We start from the raw sequence: 17,207 nt of genomic DNA, 5'->3' as shown, positions 1-17,207 counted from the left end.
GCAGTTATTTTTCGCATACGGTCGGACTGGCATACTGAATGATCGTCAGTTCACGAGCGACATGTTCCGGGGGCGGGTTCGATGACGGGGACCAGGGGTGGCGGGCGGAGCCGTCGTACGGCGGCGGCGGTGGCCGTCGTGTTCGCGGCGGTCGCGGGTGGCTGCGCCGCGCCGGGGCAGGACGCCGGCCGGGCTGCGACCCCGACGGCGACGCCCAAGGCCGAGAGCCCGCAGCCACCGCCACCGCCCGCCGTACCCACGCCGAGCCCGAAGCCCTCCTGGGACGGCCAGGTCAAGGTGATCGGTGACGGTTCGACCTCCGACACCGGCCCGCAGCCGGGCCAGCCGCCGGTGGAGAAGCTGGCGCCCGGTCAGAAGCCGCCGCAGTTCGTGGTGTTCTCCTGGGACGGCGCGCTGGAGAACGACGACCACCTGTTCTCCCACTTCCGCCAGGTGGCCCGGGAGAACAACGCGCAGATGACCTTCTTCCTGTCCGGCATCTACCTGGTGCCCAACGCCAAGCGCTCGCTCTACCGCCCACCGCAGCACTCGCAGGGCGACTCCGCCATCTCGTTCCCCACGGACGCGCACCTCAAGGAGACCCTGCACGAGGTCGGCGAGGCGTGGCGGGAGGGCAACGAGATCGGCACCCACTTCAACGGGCACTTCTGCGAGGCCAAGGGCGGCGGTGACTGGAGCGTCGACGAGTGGCGCTCCGAGATCGAGCAGGCGTACGCCTTCGTGTCCGGCTGGAAGACCAACACCGGCTTCAAGGACCTGCCGCCGCTGCCCTTCGACGTCCGCAAGGACCTGGCCGGCGGACGCGCCCCCTGCCTGGAGGGGCAGAAGAACCTGCTCGCCGCCGCCAAGTCCTACGGCTGGCGCTACGACGCGAGTTCGCCCGGCGAGTTCCAGGTCTGGCCGACCAGGAAGGACGGTATCTGGAACTTCCCGCTGCAGCTGCTGCCCTATCCGGGGCGCCCGGTCCAGGTGCTCTCGATGGACTTCAACTTCCTGGCCAACCAGTCCGGCGAGAGCACCCAGGGTGACCCGCGCAAGTACCCCGAGTGGCGGAAGGAGACCCGTGACGGCTACCTCAACGGCTTCGAGCGGGTCTACAACGGCAGCCGGGCCCCGCTGTTCGTCGGGAACCACTTCGAGACCTGGAACGGCGGCATCTACATGCAGGCCGTCGAGGACGTGGTGAAGTCCGTGTGCCGCCGCGACGGCGTGCGCTGCGTCTCCTTCCGCCAACTGGCGGACTGGCTGGACGCCCAGGACCCGAAGGTGCTCGCGCAGCTGCGCCAGCTGGATCCGGCGCAGGCGCCGGACTGGGCGACCTTCCTCAAGTAGGCGGGCGGGCACGCCGTCCGGAAGGCGCTTTCACGGCGAGGCCGCGTTCGTCCGCCAGATGTCGGCCGGGTAGGACCAGTCCGGCGTGGCCGGCTCCGCCCCCGCCAGGCCCTCCAGCGAGGAGAGCTCCATGGTCTTCGGGTCCATCCGGAAGACCACGACGGCCGTGGACACCCCGCCCGAGTAGCCGACGAACCAGCCGGCCGTGCGCTCCGGAGTGGTGCCGGTCTTCGCCGCCGCCTGCGGCCCGGCCGCCCGGGCCGCACCGGCGGTGCCGCCGGTGACCGCACCCTCCAGCGCCTCGTCGACCTGACGGGCCACGTCGGGGCGCAGCGCCTGGGCGGCGGCGGGCAGCCGCAGCTTCACCGGCACTCCGCCACGGGTGACCCGGGTCACCGAGTACGGGTCCGTCCGGCGGCCGTCGTCGGAGAAGGTGGTGTAGGCGGCGGCCATCCGGATCGCGCTCGGCTTGGAGTTGCCCAGCGCGAAGGCCGGCACGGCCTCGCCGAGGCTGGCGGGCAGCAGGCCGAGATCGAGGGCGGTGCGACGCACCACGTCCAGGCCGACGTCCATGCCGAGCTGGGTCAGCGGGCCGTTGACGGACTGCTCGACGGCCGTGCGCAGGGCGATCCTCCCGTACGAGCGCCGGCCGTCGTTGGTGGCCGTCACGATCCGGCCGTTCCGCCCCCAGTACGGCCCTTCGGGTGTCATCACGTTGATGCCGTCGTTCCCGTCGTAGGGCGTGGTCGGCGAGACAGGCTCCCGGCTGCTGCCCCGCCGGAGCTGCACGCCGTGGTCGAGGCCGGCGGCGTAGACGAACGGGGTGAAGGCCGAACCGGCCGGCACGTTCGAGGTGTTGGCGTTGTCGAAGCCCTGTTTGAGGTAGTCGGGGCCACCGTAGAGGGCGAGGATCCGTCCGTCGGAGGCGACACTGGCGGCGCCCACCCGGGCGTTCCTGTCGGCGGGCCGGTGCTCGGCGTCCAGCCGCCGGCCCTCCTGCTCGACGGCCCGGCCGAGCGCGGCCGTCCTCGGCTTCTCGAAGGTGGTGTGGATCTGGTAGCCGCCCAGGTCCAGCTGAGCTGCCGTCAGGTCGCTGCCGCCCTCGACGTACGACCGGGCCAGCTCCACCAGGTAGCCGGTCTGGCCGCTCAGGCCGGTCAGCCGCGGCGGGCTCTGCGGCTCGGGAAACTCGGTGTACCGCCCGCGCTCCTCGGCGGACAGGTGGCCGGTCTCCACCATCCGGTCGAGCGTCCAGGACCAGCGCTCGACGGCCCGCCGGTGGTTCTCGGGACCGACCGCCGGGTCGTAGAGGCCGGCGCCCTTCAGCACGGAGGTCAGGAACGCGCCCTCGCTGGCGTTCAACTCGGCGGCGTGCTTGCCGTAGTAGGAGCGCGCGGCGCTCTCGATCCCGTAACTGCCCCGGCCGAACCAGCTGGTGTTCAGGTAGCCGGCCAGGATCTCGTCCTTGCCCACCCGCCGGTCCAGCTTCACGGCGATGAAGATCTCGTCGAGCTTGCGGGCGAAGGTCCGGTCCTGCCGCAGGTAGATGTTCTTGACGTACTGCTGGGTGATGGTGGAGCCGCCCTGGGTGTCCCCGCCGGTGACCAGCTGGACCACGGCCCGGCCGATGCCCTTCGGCGAGATGCCAGGGTCCGAGTAGAAGGAGGCGTTCTCGGCGGACAGCACCGCCCAGCGGACCGATTCGGGCACCTGCTCCAGCGGGATCTCCTGACGGTTCACCGGCCCGGTGCGGGCCAACTCGGTGCCGTCGGCCCAGAAGTAGACGTTGTTCTGCTGGGTGGCGAAGGCGTTCAGGTCGCGCGGGATCACCGTGTGCGCGTACGTCCACGCGGCGGTGGCGGTCAGGGCGGCGGTGCCGAGCAGCGAGGCGGTGAGCAGCTGGCGCCAGGACGGGAGCCAGCGGCGCAGGCCGTGGTGGCCCCGGCGCGGGTAGTCCAGGCGTGGCCGGCCTCGGCGTGCGCGGTCCGTGGGTGGCGGGTCCTGGCGCGGCGGGTCTTGGGGTGGGGGGCCTTGGGGTGGGGGGTCCACGCGCCGTCGGTCCTGGCGTCCGGTCCAGCGACGGATCCGTCCGGCTTCGGCTGCCGTCCTCGGTCCGCGCGATCGGATCCGCACAGTCTGCCCCCGCTTCGTCATCGATCGACCCGGTGTTCCCAGTGGGAAGACGTGTGCGGAAGTGTGATGCGTTGGTGATTCCGGGCGTGATCGCGATCACAGTGCCGGCGTCCTGCCCCGGCAGTTCCGCCGACGTGCTGTCCTTCGGGTGACGGCGGGGCGTGGCGGCGCTCGAAGGGAGGCGGGCTGACACATAGTCGGATCACCTGACCATGAGACGAGGCGATGATGCACCCTCCCCGCCGAGCGGTACTGCTGCCGATCGCCGCCCTGCTGGTGGCCGGGGCCGGCTGCTCCGCACCCGCCCCGCAGCAGTCCGCCGCGCCCGAGCCGCTGCCCTCCCCGAGCAGCACGCCGAGCAGCGCACCGAGCCCCGGCCCGACCGCGCCGCCGGTGCGGCCGTTCACGCTGGTGGCCTCCGGGGACGTGCTGCCGCACTCCTCGATCATCCGGCAGGCCCAGGCGGACGCCGGCGGCACCGGGTACGACTTCGGGAAGATGCTGGCCGGGATCAAGCCGGTGGTCGCCAGTGCCGATCTGGCGATCTGTCACATGGAGACGGTCTACGGCGCGGACGGCGGTCCGTACACCGGTTACCCGACCTTCAAGTCGCCGCCCCAGGTGGCCCAGGCGCTGCGGGACACCGGGTACGACTCCTGCTCCACCGCCTCCAACCACACCCTCGACGCCGGTGCCGAGGGGATCACCCGCACCCTGGGCGCGATGGACGCGGTCGGCCTGGAGCACGTCGGCTCGGCCCGTAACGCGGCCGAGTCCGCCCGCCCCGCCCTGCTGACCGCCGGCGGCGCGGCCATCGCCCAACTCGCCTACAGCTACGACACCAACGGCATCGCGCTGCCCGAGGGGCAGCCCTGGGCGGTCAACCTGATCGACCGGGACCGGATCCTGGCCGACGCCAGGGCCGCCCGCAAGGCCGGCGCCGACATCGTGCTGGTCAGCATGCACTGGGGCACCGAGTGGCAGGACGAGCCGAACGAGCAGCAGCTCACCCTGGCCCAGGAGTTGACCGCCGCGCAGACCGACGGCCGCCGCGACGTCGACCTGGTGCTCGGTACCCACGCCCACATCCCGCAGGCGTACGAGCTGGTGAACGGCACCTGGGTGGTCTACGGCATGGGCGACCAGATCGCCGGCGACATGTACAACTACTCCGGCGACCTCGACCCGCGCGGCAACCAGAGCACGATCGCCCGGTTCACCTTCACCCCGCCCACCGGCCCGAAGCAGCCCTGGACCGTCAGCAAGGCGGAGTTCATCCCCCAGGTGATCGACCTGGGCACCCCCAACCGGGTGCTCAACCTCAACGAGGCACTGAAGCAGAACCCCGGCAACGCCGACTGGACCAAGGCCCTCGAGCACATCCGCACCACCGTGCTCAGCCGGGGCGGCGCTGCGGCCGGTCTCACCATGACCTCCTGACGGCGGGTCGCGGGGGTGCGTGTCCTGTCACCCCGACGGCTCGGTGGGGCCCAGCGACTCGATCCAGGACGCGAAGTCCGTCGACTCGACGTCGAAGTCCGCAGGATCCAGATCGCCCAGGTCCGACGAGAACACGGCCGAGCCGGGGCCCGGACCGTCGGCACGGAGGAGGAACCCCCGGCCGCCACTGTCGTCGCCGATGAGGACGAAGCCCGGTGCGTACAGCGCCACTTCGTAGGTGGTGTTGCGTTCGCCGATGCACCCGGCCGAGTAGACGGCGATGCCGGCTTCGGTGAGCAGGCCGTCCCGGGTCCGCCACAGCTCCAGCAGGGGGGGCCGGAACGTCCGGTGCGGTCTCGGTCTCGGCCTCGTTCGCGGTTCGAGCTCGCGCCGCTTCGGCCGGTGCGACCGCCGTCGGCTCGGGGACCTGCTCTGCCATGGTGCGTCGCTCCTCGGAACCGGCCTCGGCTGCCGGATCAGCCCTGGGAACGGACACTGCCGGCAGGCTCGATCCCCGGCAAGCGACCGGGTCGGCGAGCGGCTCGTGTTTTCGGCCATCGTCGGCTCGGACTCTGGCGCTTTCCTCCGTAGCCCGCACCGGATTGCCCGTGGATACTGCTGGGCATGACCAGGTCAAGAAGTACACGGATTTTCTCTCTGCTCGCAGCAAGTGCCCTGCTGCTGCTGGGTGTCCAGGCCGCTCCGGCGTCCGCGCAGGTCTTCTGCAACGAGGGCCACTCGGTCGACGGCGCCATCTGGACCGAGTACACCCAGACGCCGGGCGTGCAGCAGTCCCTCGGCTGCCCCACCACCGACGAACTCGCTCTTCCCGACGGCGTCGGCCGACGCCAGGTGTTCGAGAACGGCTCGATCTACTGGAGCCCCAACACCGGGGCCCACGCCGTCTGGGGCCTCATCGGCCAGAAGTGGGCCGAGTCCGGCTGGGAGCGGGGCAACGTCGGGTACCCGCTCAGTGACGAGCTGAAGAACCCGGACGGCAAGGGTGTCCGCCAGGAGTTCCAACAGGCGACGATCTACTGGAGCCCCAACACCGGAGCGCACCCCGTGCGCGGCCTCATCGGATGGTTCTGGGGACAGAACGGTTACGAGCGCGGCAACTTCGGCTACCCGACGACGGACGAATTCAACGGCACCCACATCGGGGGCAACCTCGACAGCAACACGGGGGTGGAGCAGGCCTTCGAGAACTTCCGGTACCTCCTGTACAGCCCCGGCCGGTCCGACGCCTTCGAGACCTGCCACACCCAGTGCATCGGCTACCGAGGGAACACCTACTCGAAGTGGGTTGAGACGACCGACGTCTACATCAACCTGGCTGACAACAGCAAGCGTTCGGTCCACGTCACCCCGACCCCCAGTGCATTCCAGAGCGCCGGGCACACCACCGCCTCCAGCGACGTGCCGGACGACTGGAAGCAGGTGTGGTCCAACACGCCACTGTTCCCGAACGCCACCCAGAGCGAGATCAACTCGACCTACGAGCAGCTCTACTGCCACGCGGAGTACTCCTTCCGCAAGCCCAGCGGCGACCACTTCGGCGGTCCGACCTGGGACCTCGAGGTCTGGCGTGACGACATCGGCATGAACTTCGCGAAGATGCTCGCCACCAAGTGCAACTGGTAGCAGACCTGCGGGTCGGCCGGGTCTTCTGGCATCCCGGGACGGCGGAAAGCGGCGAGCGGGTGTCGGCGGCCGACGGCACCGGTTGTCGACCGAAGTGCCGGCAGAGGCGGTGTAGCCTGCCGACCGTTCGATTTCAGGCCGAAGTGGGGATGCGAAGGACGTAGTGCGGGTCATGGAGTCGGCGGCTGAGCAGGGAGCCCTGGACCTTCGCCGCGAGCGGGGCTCCGTTTCGGGACGACCTCCTCGTTCGCACCGACACCGTCTCGCCGGAGGCGTGCCCGGAGGTCTGCCTTCCGTGAACGATCGGTGATCCATCGCCAGCGCCGAAGGAGCGGGTCTCGGCCGCGCCGTCGTCGGGCGGCTGATCGCGGTCGGGTCGAGGGCGACCGAATGCACCCCCAGGTCGTTGCGGCGTCTCACGTTCCGCGAGAGGCGATCCTGCCATGGTTCAACGGTGGTCCGCCATCGTCCTCGACGAGCCGGACCTGAACGTCGAGGCAGAGCTCGTGCGTACGAGGTTGCCGAACCTGACGCAGCTGTCGGCGCACACGTTCATGGCACGAAGGCGGGCCGGCTTCCCCCGGTCGAGGGGGGAAGCCGGCCCATCGACCTGATGGGTCGTTGGGCGAGTCGCTCCGTGCCGACCGCGTCCTCGCGCTATTAACCAGCCCAGCGAGTAATGGAGTTGATGCTTTCACCGTCGCCGGAGGAGTTCGCGCGCCGGGAGCACTCGGTGTCCCGCGGCGGAAGGGGCCGACCCAGGTGGTACCGGCGGCCGGGTGGCGGGGTCAGCACTTGGCGGCGGGGCGGTTGCGGGAGACCAGGTCGGTGCGGCCGAGGGTGGCGTCGAACCAGACCACCCGGGTGCCCTGGTCGGCGGCTGCCTGGGACTGGCTGCCGCGGTTGCAGGAGAGGCGCTCGGGGGTGCCGCCGGTGATCGGGAGCTGCCAGATCTTGGGCAGCGCCGCGTTGGTCCAGCCGCCGACGGGGTTGTGGTTGGAATCGTCCGTGAAGGTGAGCGCCTGGTCGGAGGCGGTGATGGTCGGCATCCTCGTGGCGTACGGCGAGGTCGCGGGCAGCACGTCGGTCACCCCGGAGCCGTCCAGGGCGCCCGAGCGGATCGAGCTCGGCTTCATCCGCTCGAAGGGTGTCTCGGTCCAGAGCAGCCGTCCCCCTGCGAGCAACGTGGCGGAGATGAAGGGGCCGTTGTCCGCCGTGGAGGTCACGTACTGGGCGGTGACCTGGCCGGCGGTGACGGAGTAGACGGTCGGCGCCTGGATCTGGGCGTCTTTGGCCGTCCAGGACTCGATCCAGCCGAGCTTGCCGTTCTTCAGGGTGAGGTCGGCCAGGCCGTGATCCTCGGGCAGTGGCAGTTCGACGGTGGGTGCGCCGTTGCGGGACAGCTGGACCCGGGTCCGGCCGGTGGCGTCGTCGGTCAGCAGGAAGGCGATGTCGGGGCCCGAGACCTGGACCGAGTGGGGACGCAGCGTCGCGGAGCTGAACAGGCTGCGGACCGGGCCCCCGGACAGCGAACGGGTCATGACCTCCAGCTTCCGTGCGTCCTGCGCGTCGGCTGCAAGCCACACGGCTGACGCGCCGTCGGTGGCCGGATCGCTGTGCCGTCGGCCGTCGTCCGGGCTGAGCCTGGTGGGCGTGTCGGCGGCGGTGGTGGAACCGGTGTACAGGGCGGGCGGCGTGGTGCCGCCCGGGGTGCTGAGGGTCATCACCCAGTGCCCGGCGGCGACGGCAGGAGCGATGGTGGGGGCGGTGATGCCGCTCTGCAGCAGTCGGCTGTCCGTGGGGATCCGGTTCTGCCAGCCGTCCCGGATGCCGTGCGCGTCGAAGGCGGCTGCCACCGAACGGAGTTGGGCGCGGGTGAGCTTCATCTCCCGGCCTGCGGCGAGCACCGCGTTGCGTCCGTCGACGAGCTTGTCCAGCGGTGTGAGGTAGCCGGAGAGGGCCCGGTAGACCAAGCGGTCGGCGGTGAGCGGGTCCAGGGTGCGCCGGATGTCCCAGAGCGCGCCGCTGAAGATGGGGGAGTTGAGGTGCACACCGCCCTGGTCGACGAAGGAGCCGGCACCGATGTAGTTGTCGACGGTGGTGCGGCGGTCGTCCATCCGGCGGTCCGCGCAGGCCTGCGGGGTACCGGTGCGGCACAGGCGCTCGCCGAGCAGCGCGGCCTGCGGGTCGTCCATGGACAGGCCGCGCGTGGTGACGTCGATCGCGTTGCCGAAGTAGTCGGCGAACGCCTCGTCCATGACGCCGGACTGACCGGAAGCGGTGAGACCTGCCGTGTACTTGATGACGGCGTGGGTCATCTCGTGCCCGGCCACGTCGAGGGCGGCGGCGTACGGGTAGCGGGTGGCGTTGCCGTTGCCGTAGACCATCTTCTGGCCGTCCCAGCCCGCGCCCGCGTACGGGGCGCCGTCGGCGGTCACGTTGACGACCGAGTTGATGGCGCCGCCCTTGCCGTCCAGCCCGTTCCGGCCCAGCCGGTCGTGGTAGAAGTCGTACACGGCCGCCGCGTTGAGATGGGCCTCGGCGGCGCCGATGCTGCTGACGGAGGCCGGGAAGTCCGGCCCCGGTGAGCTCACCGGGAGGCTCTCGGTGGGATCGGCCAGGTCACGGCCCGCCGCGTCGTAGGTGGTGATGACGCTCGGCCGGGTGAGGTCGGTGAGTTGGTAACTCCCGTCCGGGAGGCGGCCGATGTTCACCTTGACGGAGCGGCCGAGGACGTCCGGAGCGGTCCCGGTGGCGGGCACGGCACCGCTGGCGGTGCGGGCGGCACCGGCGTCGTGGCCGGTGCGGGCGTCGTAGGCGAGGGCGACGGTGCCGGTGGTGGCGTCGAGGTAGACCTCGCGGGCGAGCGGGCCGTGGTCCGGGCCGGTGCCGCGTACGGTGTAGTGCCGGACCAGCCGACCGCCGCCGCCGGGCAGGATCAGCTGACCGTGGTCCTCGGCTGTCGCGGCCTTGGGCCGGGCCGGGGCCCGCTGGTCGGAGAGGGAGCCGAGCGCCAGGGTGCGCAGTGTGGTGTCCGGGACGGTGGCGCTGGTCGGAGCGGTGAGCCCGGTGAAGTACTTGCCGCCGGCCGCCTCGACCCGCTGTCCGGTGCCGTCGCCGGTGAGGTGGACCAGGTACTGGCCGCCGAGCACGGGGATGCCGGAGTAGTGCTGCTGGAACCTGACGGTGCGTCGGCCGTCGGCGGTGGTGTCGGTGGTGAGTTCGGCCAACTGGCCGGGGACGATCCGGTACCGCTCCGGGTGGGAGGCGAGATGGGCGAGTGCGGCGGCGGCCGGGTTTCCCGGGGCGGGTTCGGCGAGGCCGGTGACCAACTGCGGTGTGGCGGTGTCCGTTCCGGCCACCAGTGCGGGAACGGGGTCGGGGCCGGGGTCGGTGCTGGGCGTGGCCAGGGCGGGTGTACTGCCCAGGGCCAGGGCCAGCACCGTGGCGACGGCCAGGCCGAGCGGTGTGGGTGTGCGGAAGCGAGGACGCACGTGGGACCTTTCAGCGAGTGCGGAGGTGTCGGTGTGGCGGGGGAAGTCCCGCGAACTTCCGGTGTCCGGACGTGTGTTGTGCGGCTGGCCGTTACGGCGATGACTGCGCCCGGGGGCGTGTCGCGGGGAGTGCGAGAAGACCGACGCGGCGAATTCCCCAGGACGGACCGTCAGATTCACCTCGCGCAGGGCGTGCACCAGGGCCGGCTGCCGGTCCGTGCATCCGGGACACTCCGCGTAGGAGCAGGCCGTCGGTCGCTGGGATTGTCACTGGTCGGCTCCTTCTCGTCGGCAGCCGCCCCGGGATACGGGCGCAGCGCAGGTGCCGTCCCGGCGGCGGTGCCACGACATGGCTCCGCCGGGACGGGCACCCCCGTCACCGTGCTGTCAGACCTGGTCAGTGGAACCACCCTGACTACATACTGAGTATGTATACCCGGTATGCAGTCGGCCGACAAGCGTCGGGTGGGGGGTTGCCGGGTGTTTGCTGCACCGGCTGCGGTCGGCGGTGGCGGCCGAGCGGGTGGTGGCGCCGTTGGCTGCTGTTGGGGCCCGGCCCTGTGACCTGCGGATGGTCCACTGACTGCTTGTCAGGTCGGCGCCTCCGTACCGGGCTGCGCGCACTCGCCCCGGCACGGGCGAGGATCGGCCGACGGCGCACCGCCCGCCACCCGCTCACAGGTACCCGCCGGGCTACCTGCCGCTACTCGCCTACAGGGCGCATGATGCGCCGTCAGGGGCGGGCCCGGGTGACGACGCGGTCCCTCCGTGCCTGTGACAGTTCGGGGTTGGCCGCCGTATCATCGGCGACCATGCGTTCCGAGTCGGCCAGCAGGTGTTCCAGGAGGTCCGCACCGATGTCGGCATGCCTGGCGACCAGCGGGAGCCTCGGGGCCAGGCAGGCCAGAGGCCGCCGGCACGGACCCACAACAGCGTGCCGGGAGCATCCCCGGGACCCACCGCCCTTCCTCCAAGACGACGCCGTGAGCCGCGCAGGTAGTGGCGTCAGGCGGTCGGAGGTTCGAGGGCCGGCTCATGCGGGGACCGCAGGCCGAGCCACTGCTCGGCGTCCCAGGCCCAGAAACGCTCCACCTCGGTGAACCCCAACTTCGCCGCGAGGCGCATCGAGCCGACGTTGGCGGTCTGCGTGGCGAGCACCACCGGCTCACCGGGGAGGACACCGTCGAACCAGTCGAGTGCCGCCGCGCACGACTCGGCGGCGTACCCGGATCCCCACGCCTGCGGCAGGAACAGGTAGCCGAGATCGGCCTTGCCCACAGCGGACGGGCGATGGTGCTCCGCTGCTCTCCTCAGCAGGATCTGGCCGATCATCACCCCGTCGAGATCGACGACGAAACTCCCCGGCCACCGCTCGGGCACCTCGGGCAGCTCACGCTCCAGGTCGTCACGCGACCGGGGGCCGCCGAGGTAGGTGTGCACCTCTGCCGACGCCAGCAGTTCGAGGAAGGTCGCACGGTCCCGGGCCTCGGGTGCACGGAGTACGAGCCGCGCGGTCCTGATCGGGGCAGGTGGCCAGACGACGGGTCCAAGGTCGGTCATACCGACCAACCAAGCAGCAAGCCCGGCAGCGATCAAGCCCCACGGACCGGTTGACCCTCCGCCAGAACTGGAAGAGCCGTACGACGAGCCAGGTGAACCCGCCGCTTCCCTCATGGCTGAGGCAGATCGTTCGGGATCGGGGCTGGACCTCACGGCACCGGGTACAGGTGGCCGTGAGGTTCCAGACGCTCATCTCGGGGGCGGCCAGGAGCCGCTCGTGTCACCGGGTGATGACCGCGTCCCGGGACGCATCCCAGGTCATGCCGGCGAAGCCTGCGAGCCTCGGTGCCCGGGTGGTCTCAGCCAGAGGTTGCGGGCTGCTCGGCCGCCGCGCTGTACAGGCCACGGCTCGGCCGCTGCGCTCGGCCGCGGCCGGTGAGACGCTCCAACTGGGTGCGGATCGCACCGACGTTCGCGGCGACGGGCTCCAGGCCGAGCTGCTCGGTCACCTCGCGGGCGCGCAGCGGCTGCGCTGCGGTGGCCAGGACGGCCAGGACGCTGTCGGCGTCGGCAACGCTGCGGCGCCGGGTCTGGGCCGGCACGTCCGCGACCGCTACCTCGACCGGGACCTCGACCGGGAGGGGCTTGTCGGCCGGAGCCTTCTTCGCCGCCGTCCTGGACGTGGTGGCCTTCGGGTTCTTGACGGCCCTGGTTCGTGCCGTGGCCTTCTTCGTCGGGGCGGTCGGCTGCGCGGCTGCCGGGTCCGTGTCGACGGTCGGCGTGGGCTCGGGTTCGGTGCTCTCCGTGGTCACCGTCTTGCGGGCGGCCGGCTTCCGCGAGGTGGCCTTCTTCGCGACGGTGGCGGCCGGGGCCGCCTTCTTCCTGGCGCTGCTCCTGCGCGTGGTGCGGGCGGCAGCCGGTGCGGGCTTGGCGTCCGCCTCGGCTGCCGCCTCCGGAACCTCGGAACCCGGGGTGGGGGAGGGAAGTTGAGCAGCGACGGCGGGCTCGCCCCGGGTGTCCAGGGGAGTACCCGCCAGGGCACGTAGCCCTTCCAGTACGCCGCTCATCGCCTCGATCTGCGCGGTGACGGCCGCGAGTTCCTCCTCGAGTTCGCGGCGCCGCTCCTGCGCTGCGGGAAGCCGGGCTTCCAGCAGCGCGATGGTGGATCCCACACCGCTGTCGGAACCGAAGATGCTGGCGCTGTCTCCCACGACCACTCCCAAAACGTCGTCAACTACCGCTTGTAGTGGTGAATCTACGGCCCCTGGAGCGAGATGTATCCGGTTTGGGGGAAACCTCCACCTACGAGTTGTGAGGTGTCCGAGCGGTCCGGCTCCGCCGGAGCGTCCCCGCAGATGAGGCAATCGCTTCGCTCGTACGCTGGACACAGCTCGCAGCCGTCACGTCTCACCACACCGGGTGGTCCCGTCAGGAGAGACCGATCGCCTGGAAAGCGCCGTGCGCGGCCCGGTTGTCGGGAGCGGTCGCAGCCGGCGACGGTGTCGGGTCGGGGGTGCCCTGGCAGAAGGTCTGGCCGATCAGGGTCAGGGCGGTCGGGGTGAGTGCCGCAGCCTTGACCGGGTCGTACAGGTTCCCCGAGATCGCGATCTGGCGGGTGCCGCTGCGGTCGCCGAACACGTACGTGAGGTAGCCGTGGATGCCGCCGGGGTGGCCCCAGACGTCACCGCACGGCAGGGAGAGGCGGAACAGTCCCAGGCCGTACTCCGTGGGCGGGTAGACGTTGGCCGGGAGGGTCGTGGTCATCTCGGCGAGCTGGGCCGGGCGGAGCAGGCGGCCGCCGAGCAGGGCGGCGTCGAACCTGGTCAGGTCCTCGGTGGTGGAGATGATCTCGCCGGCGGCCCCCGCGACCGAGGGGTGGAGTTCGGTGATGTCGGCAGGTCCGGTGGCCAGCGGGAGGTAGCCGTGGCTGTGCGGCCCGGGGATCGAGGTGGCGGTGCCGGGAAGGTAGGTGTGGTGCAGGCCGATCGGCTGCAGGATCCGCCGCTGGACCTCGGTGCGCCAGGACCGGCCGGTCACCTTCCCGATCAGTTCACCGATCAGCAGGTAGCCGGTGTTGGAGTAGTGCCAGCCCTCGCCGGGCGCGAAGTACGGCGGGTGGTCGACGGCGGCGGCGATCAACTGCTGCGGGGTGTAGGTCGTCCAGCGGTCGGTGGCGACCAGTTGCTCCAGTTGGGCCTCGGTCACCGCCTCGAACTTCGGGTCCTCCGTGTAGTCGAAGATGCCGGAGGTGTGGTTGAGCAGCCGGCGCACGGTGATCGCGCCGCCGCCGGGGACGACGCCGGGGAGGTGGTGCTCGATGGAGTCGTCCAGGCCGACCCTGCCCTCGGCGACGAAGGTCTTGGTCACGCTGCCGGCCCGGAACCGTCCGTTGGCCGGTACCGGCGCCTTGGTGACGAGGTCCCGCACGCCGGACGTGCCGTTCCAGGCGACCCTGCCGTTCTCCCGCACCTCGGCGAGGGCGCCGCTGGCGCCGGCCTGCGTGACGAACGCGTCCAGCGCCCGTTGGAGTGCGGCGCCGTCGGTCCGGCCCGCCGGGCGGACCTCCGCCGGTGTTGCAACTGCGGCCGGTGCGAGTGCGAGGACGGTGGCGCCCAGCAGCAGCCCGGCGGCGAGACGGCTGCCCGTGCTGTGCCACGACCGAGTCTGACCGTCCGTCATGTGGTTCTCCTTCGAGGGATACCGGAGGGTCCGGCAGGCGCCAGCTTCACGGTTCGGGTACTGACGCCACATCAATCCGCAGGGGGAGATCTTGCGGAGGGCCTCATACCGTGGTCGCTGGCCAGATGGCTTCGCACCGCACCCGGAGGCCGAGATCACCTCGCACCGGACTGACTTCGGGGACGCGACGCCACCACCGCCGCACGGGGCCGAGCGAGGCGGCCGGTGTCTGCCCGGTACCTACCGGGAGCCGTCTCGCCGTCAGGTCGCCTCGGGCCCGAACCGGCGCTTGTAGGCCGACGGTGTGATGCCGGTCTCGCGGCGCATCAGTGCACGCAGGTTGGCGGCGGTGCCGAGGCCGCTGCGCCGCGCGACCAGCTCGAAGCGGGACTCGCCGCGCTCGATCAACCTGCAGGCGAGGGCGAGCCGTTCCCCCGTGAGCCAGGTCAACGGCGTCGTGCCCAGTTGGGCCCGGAAACGTCGATGCAGCGTCGCCGGACTGACCGCCGCACGTGCCGCCAGGTCGGGCACGGAGAGCGGTGCGTCCAGCCGTTCCTGAGCCCAGGCCAGGACGGGTGCCAGGGACTCGTCGGGGAGATCGGGCATCGGGCGTTCCACGAACTGCCGCTGCCCGCCGTCCCGGTGCGCCGCGAAGACCAGCCGCCGGCTCACGGAGTTGGCGGCCTCCGCCCCGTGGTCTCGGCGGACCACGTGCAGTCCGAGGTCGAGCGCGGCCGCGCTCCCCGCGGCAGTGAGGATGTCACCGTCATCCACGAACAGCACGTCCGATTCGAGGCGGACCGAAGGGAAGCGGGCCCGGAACGAATCCGCCCACTGCCAGTGGGCGGTGGCCCGGCGCCCGTCGAGGACTCCGGCCTCGGCCAGCGTGAAGGCGCCGCTGCAGAAGCCGATCAGGCGGGCACCGCGTGCGTGCGCGCGTCGGACGGCTTCGAGCACGGCCGGTCGGCGGGGCACCTCGACGTCGGGACGGTTGGGGACGATCAGGGTGTCCGCCGTGTCGGCCACTTCCAGGCCGGCGACCCCCGTGAGCGTGAAGAACCCGTCGCGCATCAGGGTGCGGGGCTCGGGGGAGCAGAGCCCGAAGTCATAGAGGTCACGGCCGATCTCGGGTCTGCGGAGCCCGAAGATCTCGGTCGCGCAGCCGAGTTCGAAGGGGTTGGAGTTCTCGTCCACGACCACGACGACCCGGTGCGCGCCCGTCGGTCGGGCCGGCTGCGAGGATTCTTTCGGCATGTGCAATTCCTAGCACTCACGGCCGGTGCACGACAGGCCGAAGGATGAGCACATGAGCAACGAACCGATCGCCCTCAGCAAGGCGCTGGCCTCCTTCGACGCCTTGTGGAGCCCCCGCATCGTCACACGCGTCAACGACTACGACGTCCGCATTGCCAAGGTCGAGGGCGAACACATCTGGCACGTCCACGACGACACCGACGAGTTCTTCCTGGTGCTCGACGGCGAGTTGCACATCTCCCTGCGCGAGCCCGACGGGGAGCGCACCGTCCTGCTGCCACGAGGGGCGGTCTTCACCGTCCCCCGAGGCACCGAGCACAAGCCCTACGCTCCGTCCGGCGCCGCGATCCTGATGTTCGAGCCCACCGGGACGCCGACCGTGGGCGATCGCCACGACGAGATCCCGGACCACGTGGACGCGACGACCGGGCACGCACTCGACACCTGAGCCGACCGGCTTCGGGCCCCGAACGGCTCACCAAGAATCGGCTGCGGCACCGACCCCCGCCAGGGCGGCCAGCCCACGAGCGCGCAGCGCCGGGTGCCCGGTGCTGCCGTCGATGACCGCGAGGGCCTGGCGGAGGTGGGTGGCGGGGACTCGTCCGGGCCGTAGTGGCCGTCGTGGAACTCGGCCTCGCGCCAGCCTGCGCCGAAGTTGGCCCTGCAGACGCCGTCGGCGGCCGCCCGGCTGTTCAGCCGGTAGCCGTAGACCGGCGGGCTCAGCGCCACCGTGCCGTGCACCCAGTCGTTGTAGAAGCCGAGGTTGATCCCGGGCGTCACCGGGCTGCCATCCCGGTGCAGGCAGAGCACGGGCAGGGCGACGGACGGCGCGGTGTCACCGTCGTAGGCGGTGCTCGGCGAGCCGCGGGGACCGCCGACCACGACGGTCCCCGCCGAGCCGTACCCGAGGACGCCCCAGGTCATGCCCAGGTGGGGAGCGGCGGGGCCGGCCTGCGCGGGGGTGGCGACGAGCGGTGCCAGTGCGGCGGCAGCCGCGACGGCGGTGGCGGCAAGGCGACCGAGGGGCTTCACGGTTGGTGCTCCTCGCATCGAGGTGGACATGAGTGAGGCAGCACCGGCCACATCGGTGACCGGCGCTGCCGCAGCCTTCCAACGGCTCGCACGGTTTCGTCATGGGCCGGTCATCCGTCCGTCATGGGCGATGGCGGGGGAGCGCGGGGCTGCTGCGCTTCGAGGTCAACGAATGCCCCCGTGCCGTCGAGGCCAGGACTGGCGGGCGGCGGCGGTGAGGGTCTGGTTTCCGATCCCAGGCCGGGCGGATGCTGCTTGCCCGCGTCGGCCGTCGGCTGGGGGTGGCGCATCGCCGAGTCCACAGATGAGCGGTGCGCCGTCGCCGTCACCCGCTCCGACCGGCCCGGCCCGGGCGCACTCGTCGCGGAAGTGACCAGTGGCCCACGGAGCAGTTGGTCGTACCGGATCCCGAATCGGAGGTGGCCGACCGTGCGCGGAGCGACGGGAGAGGCCGCGATCGGGTGACGGTGGATCGGTCATCAGAGCCGGCACGTCACGAACGGTATGGGTCGGGGTCGGTGGTCGCCCGCACGCAACCAGCCTGACCCGCCGGTGGGTCACGCCTCGTCAGCCGGAGGAAACCTGAAGCTTCCCCGTGGACCTGGACACCTGGAGACTGGGACGTGAGGTTCCAGAGGAAGTAGAGCCAGGTGAGCAACAAGCAGGGCAAGCGGTACT

Annotated in this window: 11 protein-coding genes; 4 read left to right on the top strand and 7 right to left on the bottom strand. The window is 71.3% G+C overall.

Translation table 11 applies throughout. The features are described from left to right. Positions 1-81 precede the first annotated feature (81 nt). Positions 82-1,353, top strand: coding sequence for a hypothetical protein (locus tag ACIRPK_RS06335; RefSeq protein ID WP_403033787.1), 1,272 nt, complete (start codon positions 82-84; stop codon positions 1,351-1,353). Positions 1,354-1,383: 30 nt separating this feature from the next. Here the strand turns inward: ACIRPK_RS06335 and ACIRPK_RS06330 are convergent, their stop codons facing one another. Then, a complete protein-coding gene (locus ACIRPK_RS06330; protein ID WP_403033784.1) occupies positions 1,384-3,402 on the bottom strand; it encodes a transglycosylase domain-containing protein in 2,019 nt (672 codons plus the stop codon). Between the two features lie 312 nt (positions 3,403-3,714). On the opposite strand from ACIRPK_RS06330, the gene ACIRPK_RS06325 reads away from it, so the two are divergent. Further along, complete coding sequence (locus ACIRPK_RS06325) at positions 3,715-4,926, top strand: CapA family protein (RefSeq protein ID WP_403034492.1); 1,212 nt, start codon at positions 3,715-3,717, stop codon at positions 4,924-4,926. A gap of 27 nt (positions 4,927-4,953) precedes the next feature. Here ACIRPK_RS06325 and ACIRPK_RS06320 read toward each other — a convergent pair whose 3' ends face one another. After that, positions 4,954-5,157, bottom strand: coding sequence for a hypothetical protein (locus tag ACIRPK_RS06320; RefSeq protein WP_403033782.1), 204 nt, complete (start codon positions 5,155-5,157; stop codon positions 4,954-4,956). A gap of 393 nt (positions 5,158-5,550) precedes the next feature. Here ACIRPK_RS06320 and ACIRPK_RS06315 point away from each other — a divergent pair, with 393 nt between their 5' ends. Continuing rightward, entirely contained in the window at positions 5,551-6,570 is a 1,020-nt protein-coding gene (locus ACIRPK_RS06315; RefSeq protein WP_403033780.1) for a DUF2599 domain-containing protein, read from the top strand. Between the two features lie 788 nt (positions 6,571-7,358). Here the strand turns inward: ACIRPK_RS06315 and ACIRPK_RS06310 are convergent. The 5 genes from ACIRPK_RS06310 to ACIRPK_RS06290 all read right to left on the bottom strand — a co-directional run bounded on the left by ACIRPK_RS06310 (position 7,359) and on the right by ACIRPK_RS06290 (position 15,497). Beyond that, positions 7,359-10,064, bottom strand: coding sequence for a M4 family metallopeptidase (locus ACIRPK_RS06310; protein ID WP_403033777.1), 2,706 nt, complete (start codon positions 10,062-10,064; stop codon positions 7,359-7,361). 1,005 nt (positions 10,065-11,069) lie between these two features. Next, entirely contained in the window at positions 11,070-11,624 is a 555-nt protein-coding gene (locus tag ACIRPK_RS06305; RefSeq protein ID WP_403033774.1) for a GNAT family N-acetyltransferase, read from the bottom strand. Positions 11,625-11,923: 299 nt separating this feature from the next. Next, positions 11,924-12,775 (bottom strand): hypothetical protein, encoded by an 852-nt coding sequence (locus ACIRPK_RS06300; RefSeq protein WP_403033771.1) that lies wholly within the window; start codon positions 12,773-12,775, stop codon positions 11,924-11,926. A gap of 217 nt (positions 12,776-12,992) precedes the next feature. Then, entirely contained in the window at positions 12,993-14,243 is a 1,251-nt protein-coding gene (locus ACIRPK_RS06295; RefSeq protein WP_403033769.1) for a serine hydrolase domain-containing protein, read from the bottom strand. A 261-nt stretch (positions 14,244-14,504) separates the two neighbouring features. Further along, positions 14,505-15,497: a helix-turn-helix domain-containing protein gene (locus ACIRPK_RS06290; protein ID WP_403033766.1), complete on the bottom strand. Its 993-nt coding sequence runs from the start codon at positions 15,495-15,497 to the stop codon at positions 14,505-14,507. 52 nt (positions 15,498-15,549) lie between these two features. Between ACIRPK_RS06290 and ACIRPK_RS06285 the strand changes: the two genes are divergently transcribed. Then, on the top strand, positions 15,550-15,945 hold the full coding sequence (locus tag ACIRPK_RS06285; protein WP_403033763.1) for a cupin domain-containing protein: 396 nt from the start codon (positions 15,550-15,552) through the stop codon (positions 15,943-15,945). Positions 15,946-17,207 lie beyond the last annotated feature (1,262 nt).

It is taken from the genome of Kitasatospora sp. NPDC101801, assembly GCF_044766665.1.
GTDB lineage: Bacteria > Actinomycetota > Actinomycetes > Streptomycetales > Streptomycetaceae > Kitasatospora.
The sequence above is the reverse complement of the archived record's forward strand: the minus strand, read 5'-3'. Positions and strand labels throughout refer to the sequence as shown.